The 16,527-nt window shown below is 45.0% G+C and carries 14 protein-coding genes; 6 read left to right on the top strand and 8 right to left on the bottom strand.

The features are described 5' to 3' along the window. Window positions 1–185: 185 nt before the first annotated feature. Window positions 186–1,460, bottom strand: coding sequence for a bifunctional oligoribonuclease/PAP phosphatase NrnA (locus QUA99_RS16835; RefSeq protein WP_333238677.1), 1,275 nt, complete (start codon window positions 1,458–1,460; stop codon window positions 186–188). Between the two features lie 247 nt (window positions 1,461–1,707). Next, window positions 1,708–2,205, bottom strand: coding sequence for an HNH endonuclease (locus tag QUA99_RS16830; RefSeq protein ID WP_190659271.1), 498 nt, complete (start codon window positions 2,203–2,205; stop codon window positions 1,708–1,710). Between the two features lie 343 nt (window positions 2,206–2,548). Here QUA99_RS16830 and QUA99_RS16825 point away from each other — a divergent pair, with 343 nt between their 5' ends. Continuing rightward, on the top strand, window positions 2,549–3,013 hold the full coding sequence (locus QUA99_RS16825) for a COP23 domain-containing protein (protein WP_333238675.1): 465 nt from the start codon (window positions 2,549–2,551) through the stop codon (window positions 3,011–3,013). An 88-nt stretch (window positions 3,014–3,101) separates the two neighbouring features. Here the strand turns inward: QUA99_RS16825 and QUA99_RS16820 are convergent, their stop codons facing one another. Next, entirely contained in the window at window positions 3,102–5,876 is a 2,775-nt protein-coding gene (locus tag QUA99_RS16820) for an AAA-like domain-containing protein (protein WP_333238673.1), read from the bottom strand. Between the two features lie 160 nt (window positions 5,877–6,036). On the opposite strand from QUA99_RS16820, the gene QUA99_RS16815 reads away from it, so the two are divergent. Both QUA99_RS16815 and QUA99_RS16810 read left to right on the top strand, forming a co-directional pair. Beyond that, window positions 6,037–6,804, top strand: coding sequence for a 5-formyltetrahydrofolate cyclo-ligase (locus QUA99_RS16815; RefSeq protein WP_333238671.1), 768 nt, complete (start codon window positions 6,037–6,039; stop codon window positions 6,802–6,804). 93 nt (window positions 6,805–6,897) lie between these two features. Then, complete coding sequence (locus tag QUA99_RS16810) at window positions 6,898–7,788, top strand: M48 family metallopeptidase (protein WP_333238669.1); 891 nt, start codon at window positions 6,898–6,900, stop codon at window positions 7,786–7,788. Window positions 7,789–7,943: 155 nt separating this feature from the next. Here QUA99_RS16810 and QUA99_RS16805 read toward each other — a convergent pair whose 3' ends face one another. The 3 genes from QUA99_RS16805 to QUA99_RS16795 form a co-directional block, all read right to left on the bottom strand. Next, window positions 7,944–8,195, bottom strand: a complete 252-nt coding sequence (locus QUA99_RS16805; RefSeq protein ID WP_333238754.1) for a S1 RNA-binding domain-containing protein — start codon at window positions 8,193–8,195, stop codon at window positions 7,944–7,946. A gap of 259 nt (window positions 8,196–8,454) precedes the next feature. Next, window positions 8,455–9,054 carry a Uma2 family endonuclease gene (locus QUA99_RS16800; RefSeq protein ID WP_333238667.1) on the bottom strand — a complete coding sequence of 200 codons (600 nt, stop codon included), beginning with the start codon at window positions 9,052–9,054 and terminating at the stop codon, window positions 8,455–8,457. A gap of 293 nt (window positions 9,055–9,347) precedes the next feature. Then, window positions 9,348–11,213 carry an AAA-like domain-containing protein gene (locus QUA99_RS16795; protein WP_333238665.1) on the bottom strand — a complete coding sequence of 622 codons (1,866 nt, stop codon included), beginning with the start codon at window positions 11,211–11,213 and terminating at the stop codon, window positions 9,348–9,350. Window positions 11,214–11,489: 276 nt separating this feature from the next. Here QUA99_RS16795 and QUA99_RS16790 point away from each other — a divergent pair, with 276 nt between their 5' ends. The 3 genes from QUA99_RS16790 to QUA99_RS16780 all read left to right on the top strand — a co-directional run bounded on the left by QUA99_RS16790 (window position 11,490) and on the right by QUA99_RS16780 (window position 13,659). Continuing rightward, window positions 11,490–11,663, top strand: coding sequence for a hypothetical protein (locus tag QUA99_RS16790; protein WP_190659259.1), 174 nt, complete (start codon window positions 11,490–11,492; stop codon window positions 11,661–11,663). A gap of 43 nt (window positions 11,664–11,706) precedes the next feature. After that, window positions 11,707–12,042: a hypothetical protein gene (locus tag QUA99_RS16785; RefSeq protein ID WP_333238663.1), complete on the top strand. Its 336-nt coding sequence runs from the start codon at window positions 11,707–11,709 to the stop codon at window positions 12,040–12,042. Window positions 12,043–12,333: 291 nt separating this feature from the next. Next, window positions 12,334–13,659, top strand: coding sequence for a serine hydrolase (locus QUA99_RS16780; protein ID WP_333238661.1), 1,326 nt, complete (start codon window positions 12,334–12,336; stop codon window positions 13,657–13,659). 245 nt (window positions 13,660–13,904) lie between these two features. Here QUA99_RS16780 and QUA99_RS16775 read toward each other — a convergent pair whose 3' ends face one another. Together QUA99_RS16775 and glgA are read right to left on the bottom strand one after the other, a co-directional pair. Next, on the bottom strand, window positions 13,905–14,276 hold the full coding sequence (locus QUA99_RS16775) for a DUF4342 domain-containing protein (protein WP_333238659.1): 372 nt from the start codon (window positions 14,274–14,276) through the stop codon (window positions 13,905–13,907). A 361-nt stretch (window positions 14,277–14,637) separates the two neighbouring features. Continuing rightward, window positions 14,638–16,113, bottom strand: a complete 1,476-nt coding sequence (gene glgA / locus QUA99_RS16770) for a glycogen synthase GlgA (protein WP_333238657.1) — start codon at window positions 16,111–16,113, stop codon at window positions 14,638–14,640. Between the last annotated feature and the right edge of the window lie 414 nt (window positions 16,114–16,527).

Here is a 16,527-nt window from a genome sequence, read left to right as displayed (position 1 = left end):
TTTAAGATTTTCATATAGTCTTGAGCCGTTAGCTGAGGTGTTCTGATTCGGTAAGTAAGACTACCTAAAAAAACAAAATACCTCGATACCCGACTTCTTTAAGCCTCCAAGGAGCTAACCTCACTTCATTAAAAACTATATAAGTCCTGTCAAATATTCAATTGATTGGCGAAAAATTAGTCAATCTAATTATGATAAACCGGGTTGTCTGTCGGACTAATTAAATTCAGCAATTTTTGCTTGATCTGAGCATCAAATACTTCCCATTTCAGCCTTGCATAATCGCTATTCTCATTGCTGCCGGAAAGAAATCCCACCGGAATTTCAAAACCTCCGGCTTGACTTCTACCACCTCCAAAAAAGCGTCCTTGAGCATCTTGACCGAAAGTTTCTTTAATAAATTCGTCGGGGTCGAGAGTGAGTTTAGTAGTTCGCAGCGACCCAATTACTAATTCAATTTCCTCATCTTTGTCGTGAACAATTCCGTAAACAACGGCTGTATGTACGTTCTCTTCTGTTACTAAAAAGTCCGCCGCTTGGGGAATAGAATCCCGATCGTCATAGCGGAGGTAGCCGATGCCGGCGATCGAAAAATTGTTCCGGACGGTGCGGTGTTTGAGCGATCGCTCGATCGCGTCCATCACCCATTTAGAACGAGACGACTGCAACACCGCATTCAGCAACTGCGGGTCGTAAAACCGGCTCAAATAAGCCGCAGCCAAAAAGTCCTCCTCCTGAGCTTGTCTGAGGGCGTTCGTATCCGATCGCAAACCGTGCATCAAAGCTGTAGCGCACTTGATGTGCAGGCTGACACTGCCGTCGAGAGCTAGGAGTCCAGCCTGTAAATACTCGGCAAAAATCGTGGCTGTAGCGCGGATTTGGGGGCGCAAATCGGTAAATTCTGCGTTCATTTCCCCCTGCAAATTGTGGTGGTCGATGACGGCGGCGATCGGAACTCCGGCCGCTAAAATATACTCGGTTAAGTTACAAGTAGTCCCTTGGTTGTCGATGAAAGCGCAGCCCTGAAACACTGACAAATCCTTAGTTTTTACTGTTTCCAGCGTCCACCGCTGCAACGGCAACCCTGTCAATTTAACTAAGGCAATATTTTCTTGGTGGCTGAGGGTGCCGGCGTAGATAATCTCGCATTGGATATCGTACTGTTCGGCAATTAATTTGTAAGTCCAAGCGCTTGAAAGTGCGTCGGGGTCGGGAAAATCTTGCAGTAAGATTAACTGGCGAGTGCCTTTGTGCCGATCGAACATCTGGCGCAACTGCTCGATTTTGCGATCGTGCAATTCCTCGCGGAGACGGCCGCGATTCTCTTGGGAAGCAACTTCGGCTTTGCTGCGCCGTTTCCCGGGCGCACTCACTTCGGGTACAACCTCGCTGCTGGCATCAAGTTCACCTTCGCGGTTGCCGGATGTTTCATCGGAATTGTTAGGGGGATGGTCTTTCATCGTTGAAAATTAACAATTTAACTATTTCAGGATTTGCGCGACATTCGATCTTAAACCCCGTTTCTTTGTAGATGCCTGGTTGTCAAAGCCAATACTTCTTACTAGAAACCGGATTTAAGAACGTAAATTCTCTCTTTAACTCTTTAACTTTTTAACTCATGCACCCCGCGTGCATTGCGAAGAACTAAGCAATCTTAGAACTCAAACCTTCCGCAAAAAACCCCCGCGCTTGCGCTGACAGGGGGTTTTAAAGGCCTATTACATATTTTTGCCATTCTTTGTGCATACCGCTCTTAACGTGTTTAGTGACTTCAAAATAAAGACCGCTGTGAGGTTTCCTAGGCGGATAGCGCAGCGGCATTCCCGCTTCTTTCGGCGTGCGGCTGCCTTTATTGACATTGCAGCGCACGCAGGCGGTGACGAGGTTTTCCCAACTGTCGCCTCCTCCGCGCGATCGGGGAATTACATGATCGAGGGTTAAATCGTCCCCCGTATAACTACAGTATTGACAAGAGTGTGCATCCCGGTGCAAGATGTTCCGGCGGGTCAGCGGAATATCCTTATAGGGAACTCGGACGTAATGCCGCAGTCGGATCACAGTTGGTAGCGGGAAGTTTGGCGCAATAAATTTCCCGTTGTGTTCTACCTGTTCTGCTTTTCCTTTCAGCAACAAAACTACCGCCCTTCGCCAATTGGTGATGTTAAGGGGTTCGTAGGAGGCGTTCAGCACCAGAACATTGCCCATTGTTGATTATTAAAGAGAATATTTTTACCGATGTTAACACAGGTTCTAGTTTAGGTGGAACGGCCTGAGGAAGAGCGAGGCTCAGCAAAAAACGGTGAAAAACCGCACCTTTACCCTATTCCTGCGCGCTGGCGCCCCTGCCGCTGCACCTATTTTCTCCCGTCCGTCTTTGTCAGCCAGCTTTTTTCCCTGAGTCTTAGCCTAGATGAGGTCAGTATATGCGATCGCAAAAATTTGCAGAATTAATTTTATTTTTTTCCCTAAATGCCTAATCTTCCCGGCAACAAACAGTCTAACTTTTTAAACTATTAGTAACCTTAAATGAACAAGCTTATTACTGCTCATGAAATTTCGGCTCTTAAAGTCAGCTTTTAGCGCGTCAATTATTGCCCTTGCTGCTCCGATTTTAGGAAACAGTCCAGCCTTTGCCCAAACGCCTTCATTCTTCTGCGGCGCTGCGGGCGGCCGCCCAGCTACAATTGCTGTCCAACAAGGCAAAAATATTCCCGTTATTCTGTGGCTAGCTGATAACTATTTCAATGAATCCGGAGAAGACGCGATTACTCGGTGCACCCGAGTCTCGGGAATTCTCAACAACTCGCAACCGCAAGGTAACTGGGAGAATATTATCACATCAGGTGCATCTCCCAGCGGTCAACTAATTATTTGTGCAGCTAATTCTCAAGATGGTTCCTGTAGATTATTATATCAAGTACCCAAAGGACAAAATCCCGAACAAGCCCGACAAGAACTATTAAGAAAAGTCAAAAATCCTAATGTAAGTGTTTCGCCGGTTAAGGTAAATTGATAGTCATAAGTCATTAGCTACGGGTAGGGACACGGCATTGCCGTGTCATACTTGCAGATTATTGAGAGGACACGGCATTGCCGTGTCCCTACTTGCAGAGAGTTGAAACTCTTCTAAAATACTTCGGTTGACTGGTGAAAAAATTGCAGCTTTGCTTCAGCAATTCTTCTAACCCTTCAACCTGCCTCAGCCAGACAGTACCGTTGCTTCCAGCTACAGCAATTTGCTTTCCATCTCCCCTCCAACTGACACTAACCACATTCTCCTCAAACTCAAATTGAGCAACCTGCCGCCCTGCTAAATTCCACAGCCGCACTGTCTTGTCAATTCCGACTGTAGCAAGCCGTTCTCCGTCGGGACTAAAACTAATTGATTTCGCATCTAAATGCAATGTTTGAAATTCATTAACTAATTCTTTCCCTGACAGATTCCACAGCCCGACTTTGCCATTCAATGTTACTGTAGCAAAGCGATGCTGGTGTTGAGCCGGACTGAAACTGATCCCAATTGCCTGAAGGGGAAGGGTTTTTTTCAGTTGTCCCGACAAATTCCAAATTCGCACTGTAGAGTTGCCATCTAACGTTGTTATAAAATTGCCACTCGGGCTAAAATTTACGCTTCTCACTAAGCCGTTGTGACCGGGTAGTTTCACGCTAGGTGATATTGATTTGGGCAGTTTTGACAATTTCCAAATTGCAGCATTGCTGTCTATTCCTGCGGCAGCCAATAACTTTCCTTCGGGACTAAAACTGATGCTGGTAACTGAGCCTTGAATCTCTTTGAATGTAGAAATATTTTTTCCTGATAAATTCCATAGTTTAACTGTGCTGTCTCTTCCGGCAGTCGCCAAAAAATTACCGTTGGGGCTAAAGTGTACCATATTAACTGACTGCTGCAAAGCTTTCCATTCCAGAATTTTTTGCCCGAACAAGTTCCAAATCCGAACTCTATCGTCTATGCCTGCGGTCACTAAAATTTTTCTGTTTGGACTAAAATTGACGCTGGTAACTGCACCAGTATGAGCTTGCCAATTCATCTTTCTTTGTGAAAGTGATGAGTGGTTTATCGGCTGTTTTTCGCTAATTCGATCGAGAATTACTTGTAAGGCTAACAGGGGTATAGTTGCGGGATATTGTTCTAGGCGCGGTTTGTTTTTAACCAAAGTTTTTAATTTTTCTCCAGAGGCGATCGCCCTCAGTAAAGCTTCTGATAAAGCTTCGCTGTTTTCTGTCTTTTGAGATACCGCCAATAGTAAAGCATCGCTGCCATTTTGTTCGATTTCAATACTTGCTTGTGCTAGTTTAAACCGCTGGTAAGCCAGAGTTGAAAAGCCGATCGCCGCCAGTAACGATGCTGCCAGTACCGCAGAACCGATGCCGATCCACTGTTTGGCTTTTTGTTTGGCAGAGTCAGCTTCACTCAAAGCTTTTGCGGCATCCCACACAGCTTTTTTGGTTTCTAGTGTAGCTGAACGCAGCAGTTGATTTTGGTCGCTCAAAATATTTTTTTGGCTGGCAGTCAAAAATTGAAAATCTTCGTTTCTCAAACTTTTTCCGGCCGCCCAAACTAATGCTGACTGCAAATCATCGCCTCGCAACAGTTGGGAATTATCTTCACAGCTAGAATTTAGCCAGAGTTTGATCGCTTCGGAGTAAGGCGAGAGTTTTTCTAATTTTTCTTCAATTAACTCTTGGTTAAATACAGCTTGATAAATAGGATTAGAAATTGTTACTTTTTCCCCGCGCTTAACGATTAATCCGCTTAATCGCAATTCCATTTGTTCGGCACTGCCATCGGGGACAATTTCAGCTTGTTCTAAAATTTGCTGATACAATCCGAGTCTCCTCACAATCCGCTGGTTTTCTTTGAAAAGCCGATCGCGAATTGTGGACAAATGTTCTGGGACATCCTGAGATTCCCAATTCTCCACGATTTTCAAGCGCACTACTTTCTCCACCCACTCTTTAGAAGTGTTAATTTTATCTTCCTCCCCCCCTTGGCAAGGGGTGGCAGCATCTTTCTCCCCCCCTTGGCAAGGGGGGGCTGGGGGGGGTAAATTCGGGATTAATTGTGGATTTTCCAGCAGAAGTTTGCACAGCTTTTGAGTCAAAAAAGGCTGCCCGCCCGTCCAATACAAAACCTCTCTCAAAACTTCATGAGGGCTGTCTGTAAGCTCTGCCAACCCCGCTGCTAGCGGTTGAGCTTCTGTTTCGTCAAAACCAGTTAATTCAATCGGCTTGCCAATATTAAAAGGGGTATTGCTGCTGGCATTTTGCTCGCGGCACAAATCCGTCGGGGATGCTACGCCTAAAAGGGCCCAAGTTAGGCGATCGAATTCTGAATTGTTGGCGCGCTTGTTGTAGCACGATCGAATTAAGGCTAAAAAATCGTCTGCGGGAAAATCTAGGGCGAGAATGCTGTCGATTTCGTCAATAAAAATGACAATATTGCTGGAAATGTTGGGTAACAGTACGGTTTCGATGAATTCGCTCAATCTTTGAACCGGGGTTAAAAAATTGCGATCGCGCCACCAAGTTCGCACGTTGACAATATCCGACAGGTTAAAGTTATTTTCGAGAATGCGTAGCAAACCAGCATACCACTGTTCGGGAGTGACGCCGCGGTTGCCAATTTCCGAAATGTCGATCGCAGCACAAGCAATTCCTTCATTTCTCAGCCGCTGAATTGTCCGCACCTGCAAGCTAGATTTGCCCATTTGCCGGGAATTCAAAACATAGCAAAATTCCCCGGCTTTCAATCCGTTATAAAGGTCGTCGTCGGCTTGCCGCTTCACATAATTTGGAGCGTTATTTGTCAAACTCCCACCGACTTGATAGTAACTGGGTTTTGTGGTAAAATCCATAGGATAAAATGGTAAAATCCCAAAAATATCTTGGGGTCATTCGGCGGTTGAAACGGCGGTTGAAACCGCTCCTTGTCAAACAAAGTCCGCGCAACGCGAGACTGAAGAAATGAGGCGTATTAAAAAAACTTTTGTATGATACATTGTACCACAATACAGCATGAAAACTGATTGGACTGGATATAACGACGACAAAGACAAGTTAAGAGCTGAAATTTGGTCTTTGCTGAAGCAGCAAGCCGCCTCTATTGGCGATCCGTTTGGTCATATTCCCAACTTTGTCGGTGCCGAGTTGGCGGCCGAAAGATTGGCAACTGTACCAATATGGCAACAAGCAAAAACGATTAAGTGCAATCCAGATTCAGCGCAAATTCCGGTGCGGATGCAAGCTTTGCAAGATGGAAAACGCCTGTATATGGCAGTTCCGCGATTGACAGACGATAGATGTTTTGTTGAGTTAACGCTTGAGGATGTGCAGAGGCAAAATATATCAATTGCCGAAAGTGCGTTAGCGAAGCCCTCGAAGAGGATCGCCCGCAAAGCTCTCGATTGCGGAAAATTGGTAAGTTTTGCAGAAATGGAACCGATTGATTTAGTAATAGTCGGCTGCGTAGCAGCAGGACGTAACGGTGGAAGAACCGGGAAAGGTGCAGGATTTGCCGATTTAGAATTGGCTATGCTCAAGGAATTCGGGTTAGTAGAAATCGATACGCCAATTGTAACAACAGTGCATCCTTTGCAAATAGTCGAAGATTTGCGTTTGTCAATGCAAGCTCACGATTGGGCGCTGAATTGGATTGTTACTGCCCTGGAGGTAATTGAGACTAATACAAGTTATCCGCGTCCAATTGGGTTAAACTGGGATAGTATACGGTCGGAACAGTTGGAACAAATTCCGATTTTGCGAAAGTTGAGAGAGCAAGTTTAGATTTAGTTCTTTCAGGCATTGCTGAATCGAGAGATGAATGGCTAAGCACGATCGGGAACAGGCACATTTTCTACTAAAGGAGGTCTATTTAGGATGAAAAAAGTCTTATTAGGATTGAAGTCAGAGACTTACGAACATCCTTTCGATCGCAAAGCTTTAGCGTCTCTAGAAAAGATGCCTGGAGTTTCTTTATTGCTGAAGAAAGTGAATGAGTACGGTATCGATCGCCTACTCCGTTTGCAATGTTTGGGCAGTGATTTTCGCGTGACTCCCAACAATTTTCCGGGGTTGTCTCAGGCGTTGGAAGAAACTTGTGAAATTCTCGATTTATATCCCTGTCCAGATTTATATTTGTTTCGCGGTTGGGGGCATATTATTACCGTTACGATTGGTATTGAAAGTCCAATTGTAACGGTGAATTTAGAAGCCTACGAATGGCTTTCTAGCGAGGAACTGATTTATGTATTGGGGCATGAAGTCGCCCACATTAAGAGTCAGCATTTGCTCTATCATCAAATAGCGATGGTGATGCCGCTTTTAAAGAATTGGGTGAATGCAGCGACATTAGGATTTGGCGGTTTGGCAGCTAATGGGTTAGAACTGGCGTTCTGGAATTGGTTAATGATGGCAAGGTTTACAGCGGATCGGGCGGGGTTGCTGGCTTGTCAGGATGTGGATGTAGCGATTACCGCGTTGATGAAACTTGGCGGTTTACCCAGTTGCTATGTAACACCGGAAGCGATCGCTGATTTCCTCGTTCAAGTGCGCGAATTTAGCGACAACAGTGTAAAGTCTCAAGATACACTTACTAAGTTGCTCAGTTTCAACGATTCCAGCCAATCTTGGGTCGTGATGCGCGCTTCGGAACTTCTAAAATGGGTAGATTCAGGAGACTATAAAACCTTACTCGAACAACCCAATCAACCGCCACCATTATTATACCCAGACGATACAGAAGATTGGAATTTTCTAACGTCTTGGTAAATTCGGTATGCTATAGCAAAGTGCTGAGTAATCAACAGATGAAGGCGTTGCTAATTCCCAGGATGAAAATAGGACGAGATGCTTGGAACTTCGTTCCACATCATCTCGCTTTTCAGCAATGCCTTCTTTCAATTTATCACTCCCAATAATTTTGACTAATTCAACTGGCTGGGCTTCATCCCTAACCAAATTTGTTGTCCCGTTTCCTTAAATGCCCGCACGACTACATCAACTGATGAACCAACTGCTGGATATTCATCGCGTGTCAGAAAACCTTCATCTTTGAAATCCCCGAGTTCCACAATACCGGTAAACTTTATCCCTGGAAGGGCAACAAATATCCCAAAATGCCCGTGCTTGGTGACTACTCCTTTCAATTTAGTTCCAACTTTTAGAGACTCTTTTATTTCTTCCCACTATTGCTCGTCAATCATTTTATTTTATAAGCCTCCTACTTGCATCATTTAATTAGTAAGGTGCTCTACTATCCTAAACTTTGAATAATCGCCATAAAACTTCGTCTGACGCACCCTACAAGTTGAGGATTTATCTCAAATCCGTTGCTATCGAAATTATTCATCTCTCTCTTCTCTGACTCTGCGCCCTCTGCGGCCTCTGCGGTTAAATCATTCAAAAACAACCGTAAACGATATTACTCATTTTATCTCAAGGTAATAGAGAATTCACAGCGATCGCCCCAATTTCTCTCCCTTCAACAATAATCGGTATAACAGCCGATCGCCCCAAATCAAACCTTTGACAGTAATCTGACGCCTCAACTTCAACAAGAGGTTGAGAGTACACCTCAACCAGTCCTTCAACAAGATTCACAATCCAATAAATCGCAATTCCAGCGCGGGCATAAATCCGTTTCTTTACAGTGCGATCGCGCTGAAGCGTCGTATCTGATAATTCAACAATCAGGGCAATATCTTCAGCCCCCGGATGGCGATCGAGATACTGTCGCGTATCCCCTCGAACAACCACTATATCGGGTTCTGGTTCGCTGTTGGAAAGCGCGATCGGTTCTTGGGAATCGACATACCACCCCGCAGGTAAAATGTTCTCTAAAGCTGTTCTGACCAGACGAGTTGTTGCTTGATGCGGTGGATTTTTTGGCATTTTGAAAACCAGCCAACCTTCCAGCAATTCTACAGAGTCATTATCAGTGAGAATGCCAGCTTGAATTATCGCATGATACTGCTCGATGCTCAAGCGGAAAATCAGATCGTTCGGAATTGCTGCAACACTTTCTACGGCCGACATAACTGTATAGCAGAGTTGATTGTTGTCTTATTTTACTGTTTATTTAACGAACCGCGAAGGCGCGTTACGCGGCGCGTAAGCGCTAGGACGGGAAGTAAGAAAGAAGAAGAGACAGAAGGTAATTTCATAATATATCTACTTTGTGGTGAACACGCGCCATGCAATGAAAGCTGTAAAGGCTAGATAACCAAATACGGTTATCCAATCTAGCCAATTATCGGATGTTATCAAAAAAATATCGTTCATGGGTATCATTCACCTGATTATTACTTACCGCACTTACGCACAAAATTTTACACGATCGCGCTTAAGTGCGATCGAAAATATTCCCGGTACAGTTCGCACCTCGGCACGCACTCGTTCCCCTGCAACTTCACCAAACCCAAACTGTCTAATTTAAACGCCTGCATCGCCTTTAACGGCACCGGAGAATCCGCCGCTGCAATCTCTCTCATCCCCTGCGCCAACTCTGGATATTCTTCCAAATTCCACAACTGCCGGCGCAAATGGTCGCTGTAAATTCCCGCATCTGCGATCGCAGTTTCTTTTAATTCATCGAGTGTCAAACCCGATCGCGAAATGTGATATAATGCAACTCGCACTAAATACGGATGTCCGCCGACAATTGCCATCAATTCCTCAACTTCTGCATCCGACCAATTCAAGTTGTGCCTCGCTGCTAACTCTTGTACTTGCTGATGGTTGAATTCTGGCAAATCTACTGGCAATCCGACGTTGAAAGGCGATTGATTGATGTTCATCGGGATGTAAACTTCGGTGGAGTGAACGACAATTAATCGCAGTTTTTTCCAGATGTCGCGCCGCTTTGATTCTTCGTGCCACGCCCGCAGCAGTCCTAAGAAGTCTTCGGCAATGTCTGGATATTGGAAAACGCGATCGATCTCGTCTAATCCTAAAATTAAAGGACTGTCGATTTGCGGTAAAATGTATTTTTCAAAGTAATCTTTGCAGTTGACTTTGCTGCCAAAAATCTCGTCCCAATAATCGTCTAATTGATTGGGTAAGTGCAACTCGCGGCCGACGTAAGCGCAAAACCACTTTAAGAATTTATCTAAGTTGGCAAATACGCCTTTATCTACTAACTGAAAAGTTAGCGGGACGGTGCAATAGCCTTGATGTGCTCCGTGATGCAAAATTCTTGCCATCAACGAAGTTTTGCCCATTTGTCGCGGTGCTTTGATTCTAATTAAGGCGCTGGGCTGCACAATAGTTTGATAGCAGCGTTCTTCGATGGGCGGGCGTTCTACATAAAATTGAGAAGCGACATCTACTTGTCCTCCCGGTAATTCTGGTTCGGCGGCGGGTAGAGGTATTTCGTCACTGCTAATTTCTAATAGCTGTTTTTGTGTTAAATTTTCCGTTTCTTCGGTAACTGGTGCGGGTTCTTCTGCTAGCAATTTCAGAACTTCTTCGATAATAATTGGAGTGTCGGCGCTGGTTTTCCATTCCCTCTGTTTGATGCGGTACAGATAGCCGCGCAAATCGTGATTTAGAGGCGCGTTCAGGGGAAAACCGACGCGGATGGGGAGAATTATTGGTTTTCTGTCTGGGCGGGATTCTTGCAGTTCTTTTGCTTGCTGAACTTGATATGTTAGTAGTTCGCTTTGGTTTTCCGTTGGCGGCAACAGTAGCAGCAAATAATCGCATTCTTGGATGAATAAATTAATGCGGTCGAACCAATTATCTCCCAATCTAATGTTATTTTCGGCTGTGAAAACTGTATGACCGATCGCGATTAAGGCCATTTCCAACTGTTTTCCTAACTCGCGATCTGGTTCGGTGCTGCGATAACTGACAAATACTTTAACAATTCTGCTGTTGGCTGTTTCCCCCGCAGCAGGCAAATTGTCCGACTCACCCGCATCTTCCGCATCGTCTAGTTTAGCCGATCGGTGGTCGCCATTCGCCAGAGTCATCTCAAAAGCCGCGAACAACTGGCGAATTTTACTCAAATCCGCACCTTCTCTACCCTGCTTAATTTTGCTGACTGTATCGGCACCGACGCCAGACTCGGCCTCGATTTCAGTCAGAGTACCTCTAATGTTATGTCGGTCAGACCATTCTTGGAGCGCCTCGTTAAGTTTCTTTAAGCCAGAGGCAGTGAGAATGCGACCGCGATCGCGTTTTGACTTGAGCACTTCGCTTGCAGTGAAAGGGGAACAAATTTAGAAATTTTAACGCCTTAAGTTCTTATTTTAGGCGATTTTAAGGAAGATAATCAGCCAGCCGGAATTTAAGGAATTTTACTTGGGGAGGTTTTTTGGGCGATCGACTCCTCAAACTCTGTCCTGATAACGGATTCAACAGTTGAATATATTTTAGTATAAAAAGTTTTTCTTAACTCCCCAATCTCCGCCGCTAATGACCATTGAACTTTTTAGAGTAGATACACCAAGCAAAAAAGGAGCAGCCAAATGAGCAAAATCTTACACAGACTGGCAATGGCCGCTTTGGGAACTGCCGCCATTTTTACAATTAATACACTGAATAATTTAACAGAAGCATCAGCCGCTGGTAAATTTGACCAACCAGAAATTTATCAAAACACAATTTTTCCACTTGGCGTACCGGGTCAGTTGCATAAATAGGCAATTCATTGACTGAGTGATTTAATTTAATTAAGGAGAAATTATGAAGTCTACACTTTGCTCGCCACAACCTATAGCTACAAAATCTGCTGACTCGGTTGATGCTGACGCTATTGATGCCTGCACTGCACTTGCGTGGGTGGAATTGGTAGCATTAGATGCCAGCGCTCTCACGGGGGATGATTGGCTGGCTTTGTGCGATGATATAGATAGCGGGGAAATCTACCGCTGCTGGTTTTTGTGGCGCGATCGCGAAGTTAGCGGTAATTGGGAAGCTTACGATCCTTTGAGCGATCGCCGATTTGTTGCTAAAGGAAAAGTTTTTCTCAAAGCCGCGATCGACTCGCTCGAAGATGCTAGAAATCAGGAGATAGCATAACTTGAATTTATCTAAGGCGAATAAAATTTGCGCCGACACAACAAGATTCTGCCAAGATAATTCGCGACAGTACAAACTTTCGTCCGCCTGCGCGAGACAGGAAGAAAAAGGGGTAATAGAAGCGGATTTGGGATCTGTCCCGGAAACCGACTATTCTCAAAGAAAATAATAAAAATTACGGCTGCGGGCAAAAGTTGGCTGTATGATGCTATGTGGTTCGCCTCGAAAGCGGTTGATAACGTTTTTTCAGCCGCTTTCTCGTTGCAGCCGTTAAACTCTTTCTCTTCAAACATGACTTTAAAACTGCGATGGCTGTTGCCGGCCGCCCTTAGCCTTTTCTCGATCGCCCTGCCTGCAAAAGCTGATACACTAACATCTTGGCACTTCGATGCCCGCGAAAACCAGCTCAATTTAACCACAGATTCAGGAGTTCAGCCGGAAGTCAAACTAATCGCAAACCCCACCCGCTTAGTAATTGATTTGCCGGGAATAGTCTTGGAATATCCCGAAACTCCTCAAAGCTACAACTCAGCTATTCAACAAATTAGAGTCGGACAATTTGACACCCAAACTACCAGGTTAGTGATACAATTAACTCCCGGTTATAAGTTAGACCCGCAACAAATCCGAGTCATTAGAGAATCTGCCACTCGCTGGTCGTTTCAGTTGCCAAATCCCGAGCAAATAGCCGGCAACGAATCTTTTATACCCACAGCTATTACCCAGATAGAACAAGCAGCAAGTCAAGTTACGCCCACTGTTTATCCCGGAAATCTGAGAAACTATTCCGCTGATTTGGGGATGTCAACAGGCTTGGAAATGACAGCCATCAAGCCTCAAATCGAAAGTGCGATCGAACAGTATAGATCCCTCAGCGCCGGAATGTTTTTTCTGGATTTAGATACAGGAAACTATTTGGATATCAAGGGCGATCGCGTATTTCCGGCCGCGAGTACCATCAAATTACCTATTCTGATTGCTTTTTATCAAGATGTAGACGCAGGCAAAGTTAGCCTAGACGAAACATTAGTTATGAAGTCTGACTTGGTTGCCAGCGGTTCTGGAACTATGCAAGACGAACCAGATGGCACTCGCTTTAGCATCAGAGAAACCGTAGATAAAATGATTACCATCAGCGACAATACAGCCACCAACATGATTATTGAACGTTTGGGGGGAATTGCTAAACTCAACGAGCGTTTTCGCAGTTGGGGATTAACTGATACCAGAATTCGCAATTGGTTGGGAGATTTTCAAGGAACAAATACAACCAGTTCTGTGGATATGGTAAAGTTGCTGGCAATGCTGTCTGGCGATAAATTAGTTTCTGAATCCAGTCGGGAACAAGCTTTAGAATTACTGCGGCATACTACGACTAGAACGCTTTTGCCTTCCGGTTTAGGCCCCGGCGCAGTTATTGCTGACAAAACCGGAGATATTGGCTTTGTAGTTGGCGATGCAGGAATTATTGATATGCCCAACGGCAAGCGTTATTTAGCGGCAATATTTGTCAAACGTCCTTACAATGACCCGATTGTGAGAGATTTTGTGCGTCGGATTTCGCGGATTGTTTACAATTATTTAGACCAACCTGCGGCGAAAGTACCGGAATTATAGAACTTAGGAATGAGAATTAAATAACTTACAATGCGTGATGTTCTTGTGGGATGGGCGTCCCGCCCGCCCTTTCTGGACGGGCGGGACGCCCACCCCACTTTCAAGAGTGTAAATTATTTAATTCGCGATCCTTATGCAAAAAAACCGGTTTCTGGTAATAATCGTCGATTGATACGAACAATTAACACAGAAACTGGGTTTTTGGTGTGGCTTGGGTAAGCGCTGAATTAACAATTAACTCAAGACTATTCTTTGCGCTCGATGGCTACAGTCAAATGAGCCGCAACTGCCCCCACTGTAGCAAGTACAGCAGCAATTGGAAAGACTACCGATCCTGCAACGCCGCCCACCAATCCCGCCATCAGCGGAATGTCTGCCAAAGTCCGCCCTTGCGAGTTTTTGATGACGAGGCGGCGGAGTTTTCCTTGCTCAATTAGTTCTTTGACTTTACCAATTAAACTTTCGCCACTAATCTTAAATTCTTCCACTCTGACTTTTTCTTCTGCTGCAAATTCTGAGGCGAATAAAGGAGTTTCAACTGTTGGGTTTGCAGAATTTCCGGCCGCTGCTGTTTCGTCTTGTAGAATCGTTACTTGTTGTTCTAGTTGTGAGTTCATTTTGTGTAAGGGCGGGTGAAAACCAACCGTTTAATTTGTATACCCTTATCTTCGGCGATCGCACTTGGGAATGACAGGCAAGGAAACCCTACAATCTGCATTCGTACTTTCCACCCCCCCACTTTTACTCAAAACATTATCTCTGTCTGCTTAGAAAAGAGCGGGTTTATCTATTCCTAAAGGTAGAGAAAATATTTTTGGGAAAACCGGGAGCATCTCAATGAAAGCAGTTAACCTAGAAATTGGAGTTTTAAGGCCCGAGGCCCGAGGCTGCGAGGCAGGAGGAAAGAGGAAGAAGGAAGGAGCCAGAAGAAGTGTTTTTACAAATATGAGATGCTCCCGGAAAACCCGCCCTTACTGATTATTTGTGTCGAATTAGCTCGTAAATTTCCACATAGTCTTTAGCTGGATATTTCCACGAGTTATCGCAACTCATGCCTTGAACCATGAGTTTTTCAAATTCATCATGATAGTCATACCACAATCCGATCGCGCGCTCGAGCGCCGACTCTAAAGCGTAGTAGTCGCTTTGGAAAAATACGTAACCGTTGCGTTCTTCCGGGAGGTGGCGGGTGTCGTAATCTCGATCGAACACAGTATTCACCAAACCGCCAACTCCCCGCACCACAGGAACAGTACCGTACCTCAACCCGATCATCTGAGTCAGCCCGCAGGGTTCGTAATTGCTGGGAACCACAATGATATCTCCACCCGCGTAAATTAAGTGCGACAGTTCCTCATTAAAACCTAGTTCTAAATGGCAGTCTGGATTATCATTTAAAAAGTGTCTTTCGTGCTGGAAATGAGCGTTAATTCCCGCTTCCGTCGCGGAACCCAAAAGCACGAATTGCGCTCCCTTACTCAGAGAGTAATAAATTGCATGGTGGACGAGATGAACGCCTTTTTGGTCGTCCAAACGACCGATAAAGGTAATAATAGGCTTGTCAGCATCGCGCAGTAACAGCCGATCGCGCAAAGCTTTTTTAGTTTTGGCTTTTCCTGCCAAATCCTCCTGAGTGTAGTGGTGCGGAATGTAGCGATCGCTCTCAGGATTCCACACATCATAATCAATGCCGTTGAGCACCCCGCGAAACTTATCTTGATATAAATGCAAAGTGTGGCCCAAACCGTAGCCGAACTCGCCCATATGAGCTTCCCAAGCGTGGTGCGGCGAAACTGTGGTGACAAAGTTTGAGTAAACAATCCCACCTTTCATAAAGTTGATGGCAAAAGGGTTAAAATTATCTCGGAGGCGATCGTACTCAAAATAATAATCCTCTCGATTCAAACCCGTTGCATGCAAAATATCGCTACCTCCCATGCCTTGATGTTTGAAATTGTGAATGGTATAGCAGACTCGCTGATATTCCATCCAATTGTATTTGTATATTTCAAACAGCATGACTGGCACTAAACCAGTTTGCCAATCGTGACAGTGAATCACATCGGGACGCTTGTTGCTTCTGAGCAAAAATTCTAAAGCGGCTTTGCTGAAAAATGCAAACCGCATATTGTCGTCATCGCAGCCGTAATAACAGCCGCGATTGAAAAAGTTATCTTGAGAGCGAGGTTCGATGAAAAAACACAACTGCCCGTGCACCCAGCCGCACAAGACATCACAGAGGATTTCGCCGCCGTACCAGGGCACCGCGAGATCCCGATAGGCCTCGTGAAGTCCCCAAATGTGGTCGTACCTCATGCAGTCGTACTTGGGCAGAATAATCTCGACGCAGTGACCGGAATTCTGCAACTCCCGACTCAAACCGTAAACTACGTCGCCCAAACCCCCTGCTTTGATGACGGGGGCGCACTCCGAGGCAATTTGTACAATGTACATTTTTTTTCTCGCTCCTGGATGAATCAAAAAAATATTTTCTTAACTTGACAAAGTATATGATTTCTAGGCAGATAAGCAAGTCGGCCATTGGGAATACAGGGAAAATACGGGCTGCTAGCGGATGTTGAGAGGGATTTGGGCGATCGGACTGTTGCTTAAAATACAGGTACGGACACGGCACTGCCGTGTCCCTGATGTACCCAAGTGTAATCGAGAACCTGTTTTTCCAGGTTTTGCAACAATCAAACTAATTTGTCAAATCCATTTCTTGCGATCGATCGCATCTCATGTCGGTGTCAATAACTCAACCCAAACCCATAGCATCATTTTCACATACTACAGCACTTTGCTTAACGATTAGGTACAATATTAGAGGTGGTAAGAAAGAGAACAATGAAACCCTACTCCCTAGAT

Source organism: Microcoleus sp. F10-B2, assembly GCF_036704965.1.
Taxonomy (GTDB): Bacteria; Cyanobacteriota; Cyanobacteriia; order Cyanobacteriales; family Microcoleaceae; genus Microcoleus.
This window is presented reverse-complemented; position numbering and strand designations above follow the sequence as displayed.

What these genes read in the sequence shown, in the direction of transcription:
- QUA99_RS16835 (WP_333238677.1), bottom strand. Translation starts at nt 1,460, where the DNA reads ATGAAAGACCATCCCCCTAACAATTCCGATGAAACATCCGGCAACCGC.
- QUA99_RS16830 (WP_190659271.1), bottom strand. Translation starts at nt 2,205, where the DNA reads ATGGGCAATGTTCTGGTGCTGAACGCCTCCTACGAACCCCTTAACATC.
- QUA99_RS16825 (WP_333238675.1), top strand. Translation starts at nt 2,549, where the DNA reads ATGAAATTTCGGCTCTTAAAGTCAGCTTTTAGCGCGTCAATTATTGCC.
- QUA99_RS16820 (WP_333238673.1), bottom strand. Translation starts at nt 5,876, where the DNA reads ATGGATTTTACCACAAAACCCAGTTACTATCAAGTCGGTGGGAGTTTG.
- QUA99_RS16815 (WP_333238671.1), top strand. Translation starts at nt 6,037, where the DNA reads ATGAAAACTGATTGGACTGGATATAACGACGACAAAGACAAGTTAAGA.
- QUA99_RS16810 (WP_333238669.1), top strand. Translation starts at nt 6,898, where the DNA reads ATGAAAAAAGTCTTATTAGGATTGAAGTCAGAGACTTACGAACATCCT.
- QUA99_RS16800 (WP_333238667.1), bottom strand. Translation starts at nt 9,054, where the DNA reads ATGTCGGCCGTAGAAAGTGTTGCAGCAATTCCGAACGATCTGATTTTC.
- QUA99_RS16790 (WP_190659259.1), top strand. Translation starts at nt 11,490, where the DNA reads ATGAGCAAAATCTTACACAGACTGGCAATGGCCGCTTTGGGAACTGCC.
- QUA99_RS16785 (WP_333238663.1), top strand. Translation starts at nt 11,707, where the DNA reads ATGAAGTCTACACTTTGCTCGCCACAACCTATAGCTACAAAATCTGCT.
- QUA99_RS16780 (WP_333238661.1), top strand. Translation starts at nt 12,334, where the DNA reads ATGACTTTAAAACTGCGATGGCTGTTGCCGGCCGCCCTTAGCCTTTTC.
- QUA99_RS16775 (WP_333238659.1), bottom strand. Translation starts at nt 14,276, where the DNA reads ATGAACTCACAACTAGAACAACAAGTAACGATTCTACAAGACGAAACA.
- glgA (WP_333238657.1), bottom strand. Translation starts at nt 16,113, where the DNA reads ATGTACATTGTACAAATTGCCTCGGAGTGCGCCCCCGTCATCAAAGCA.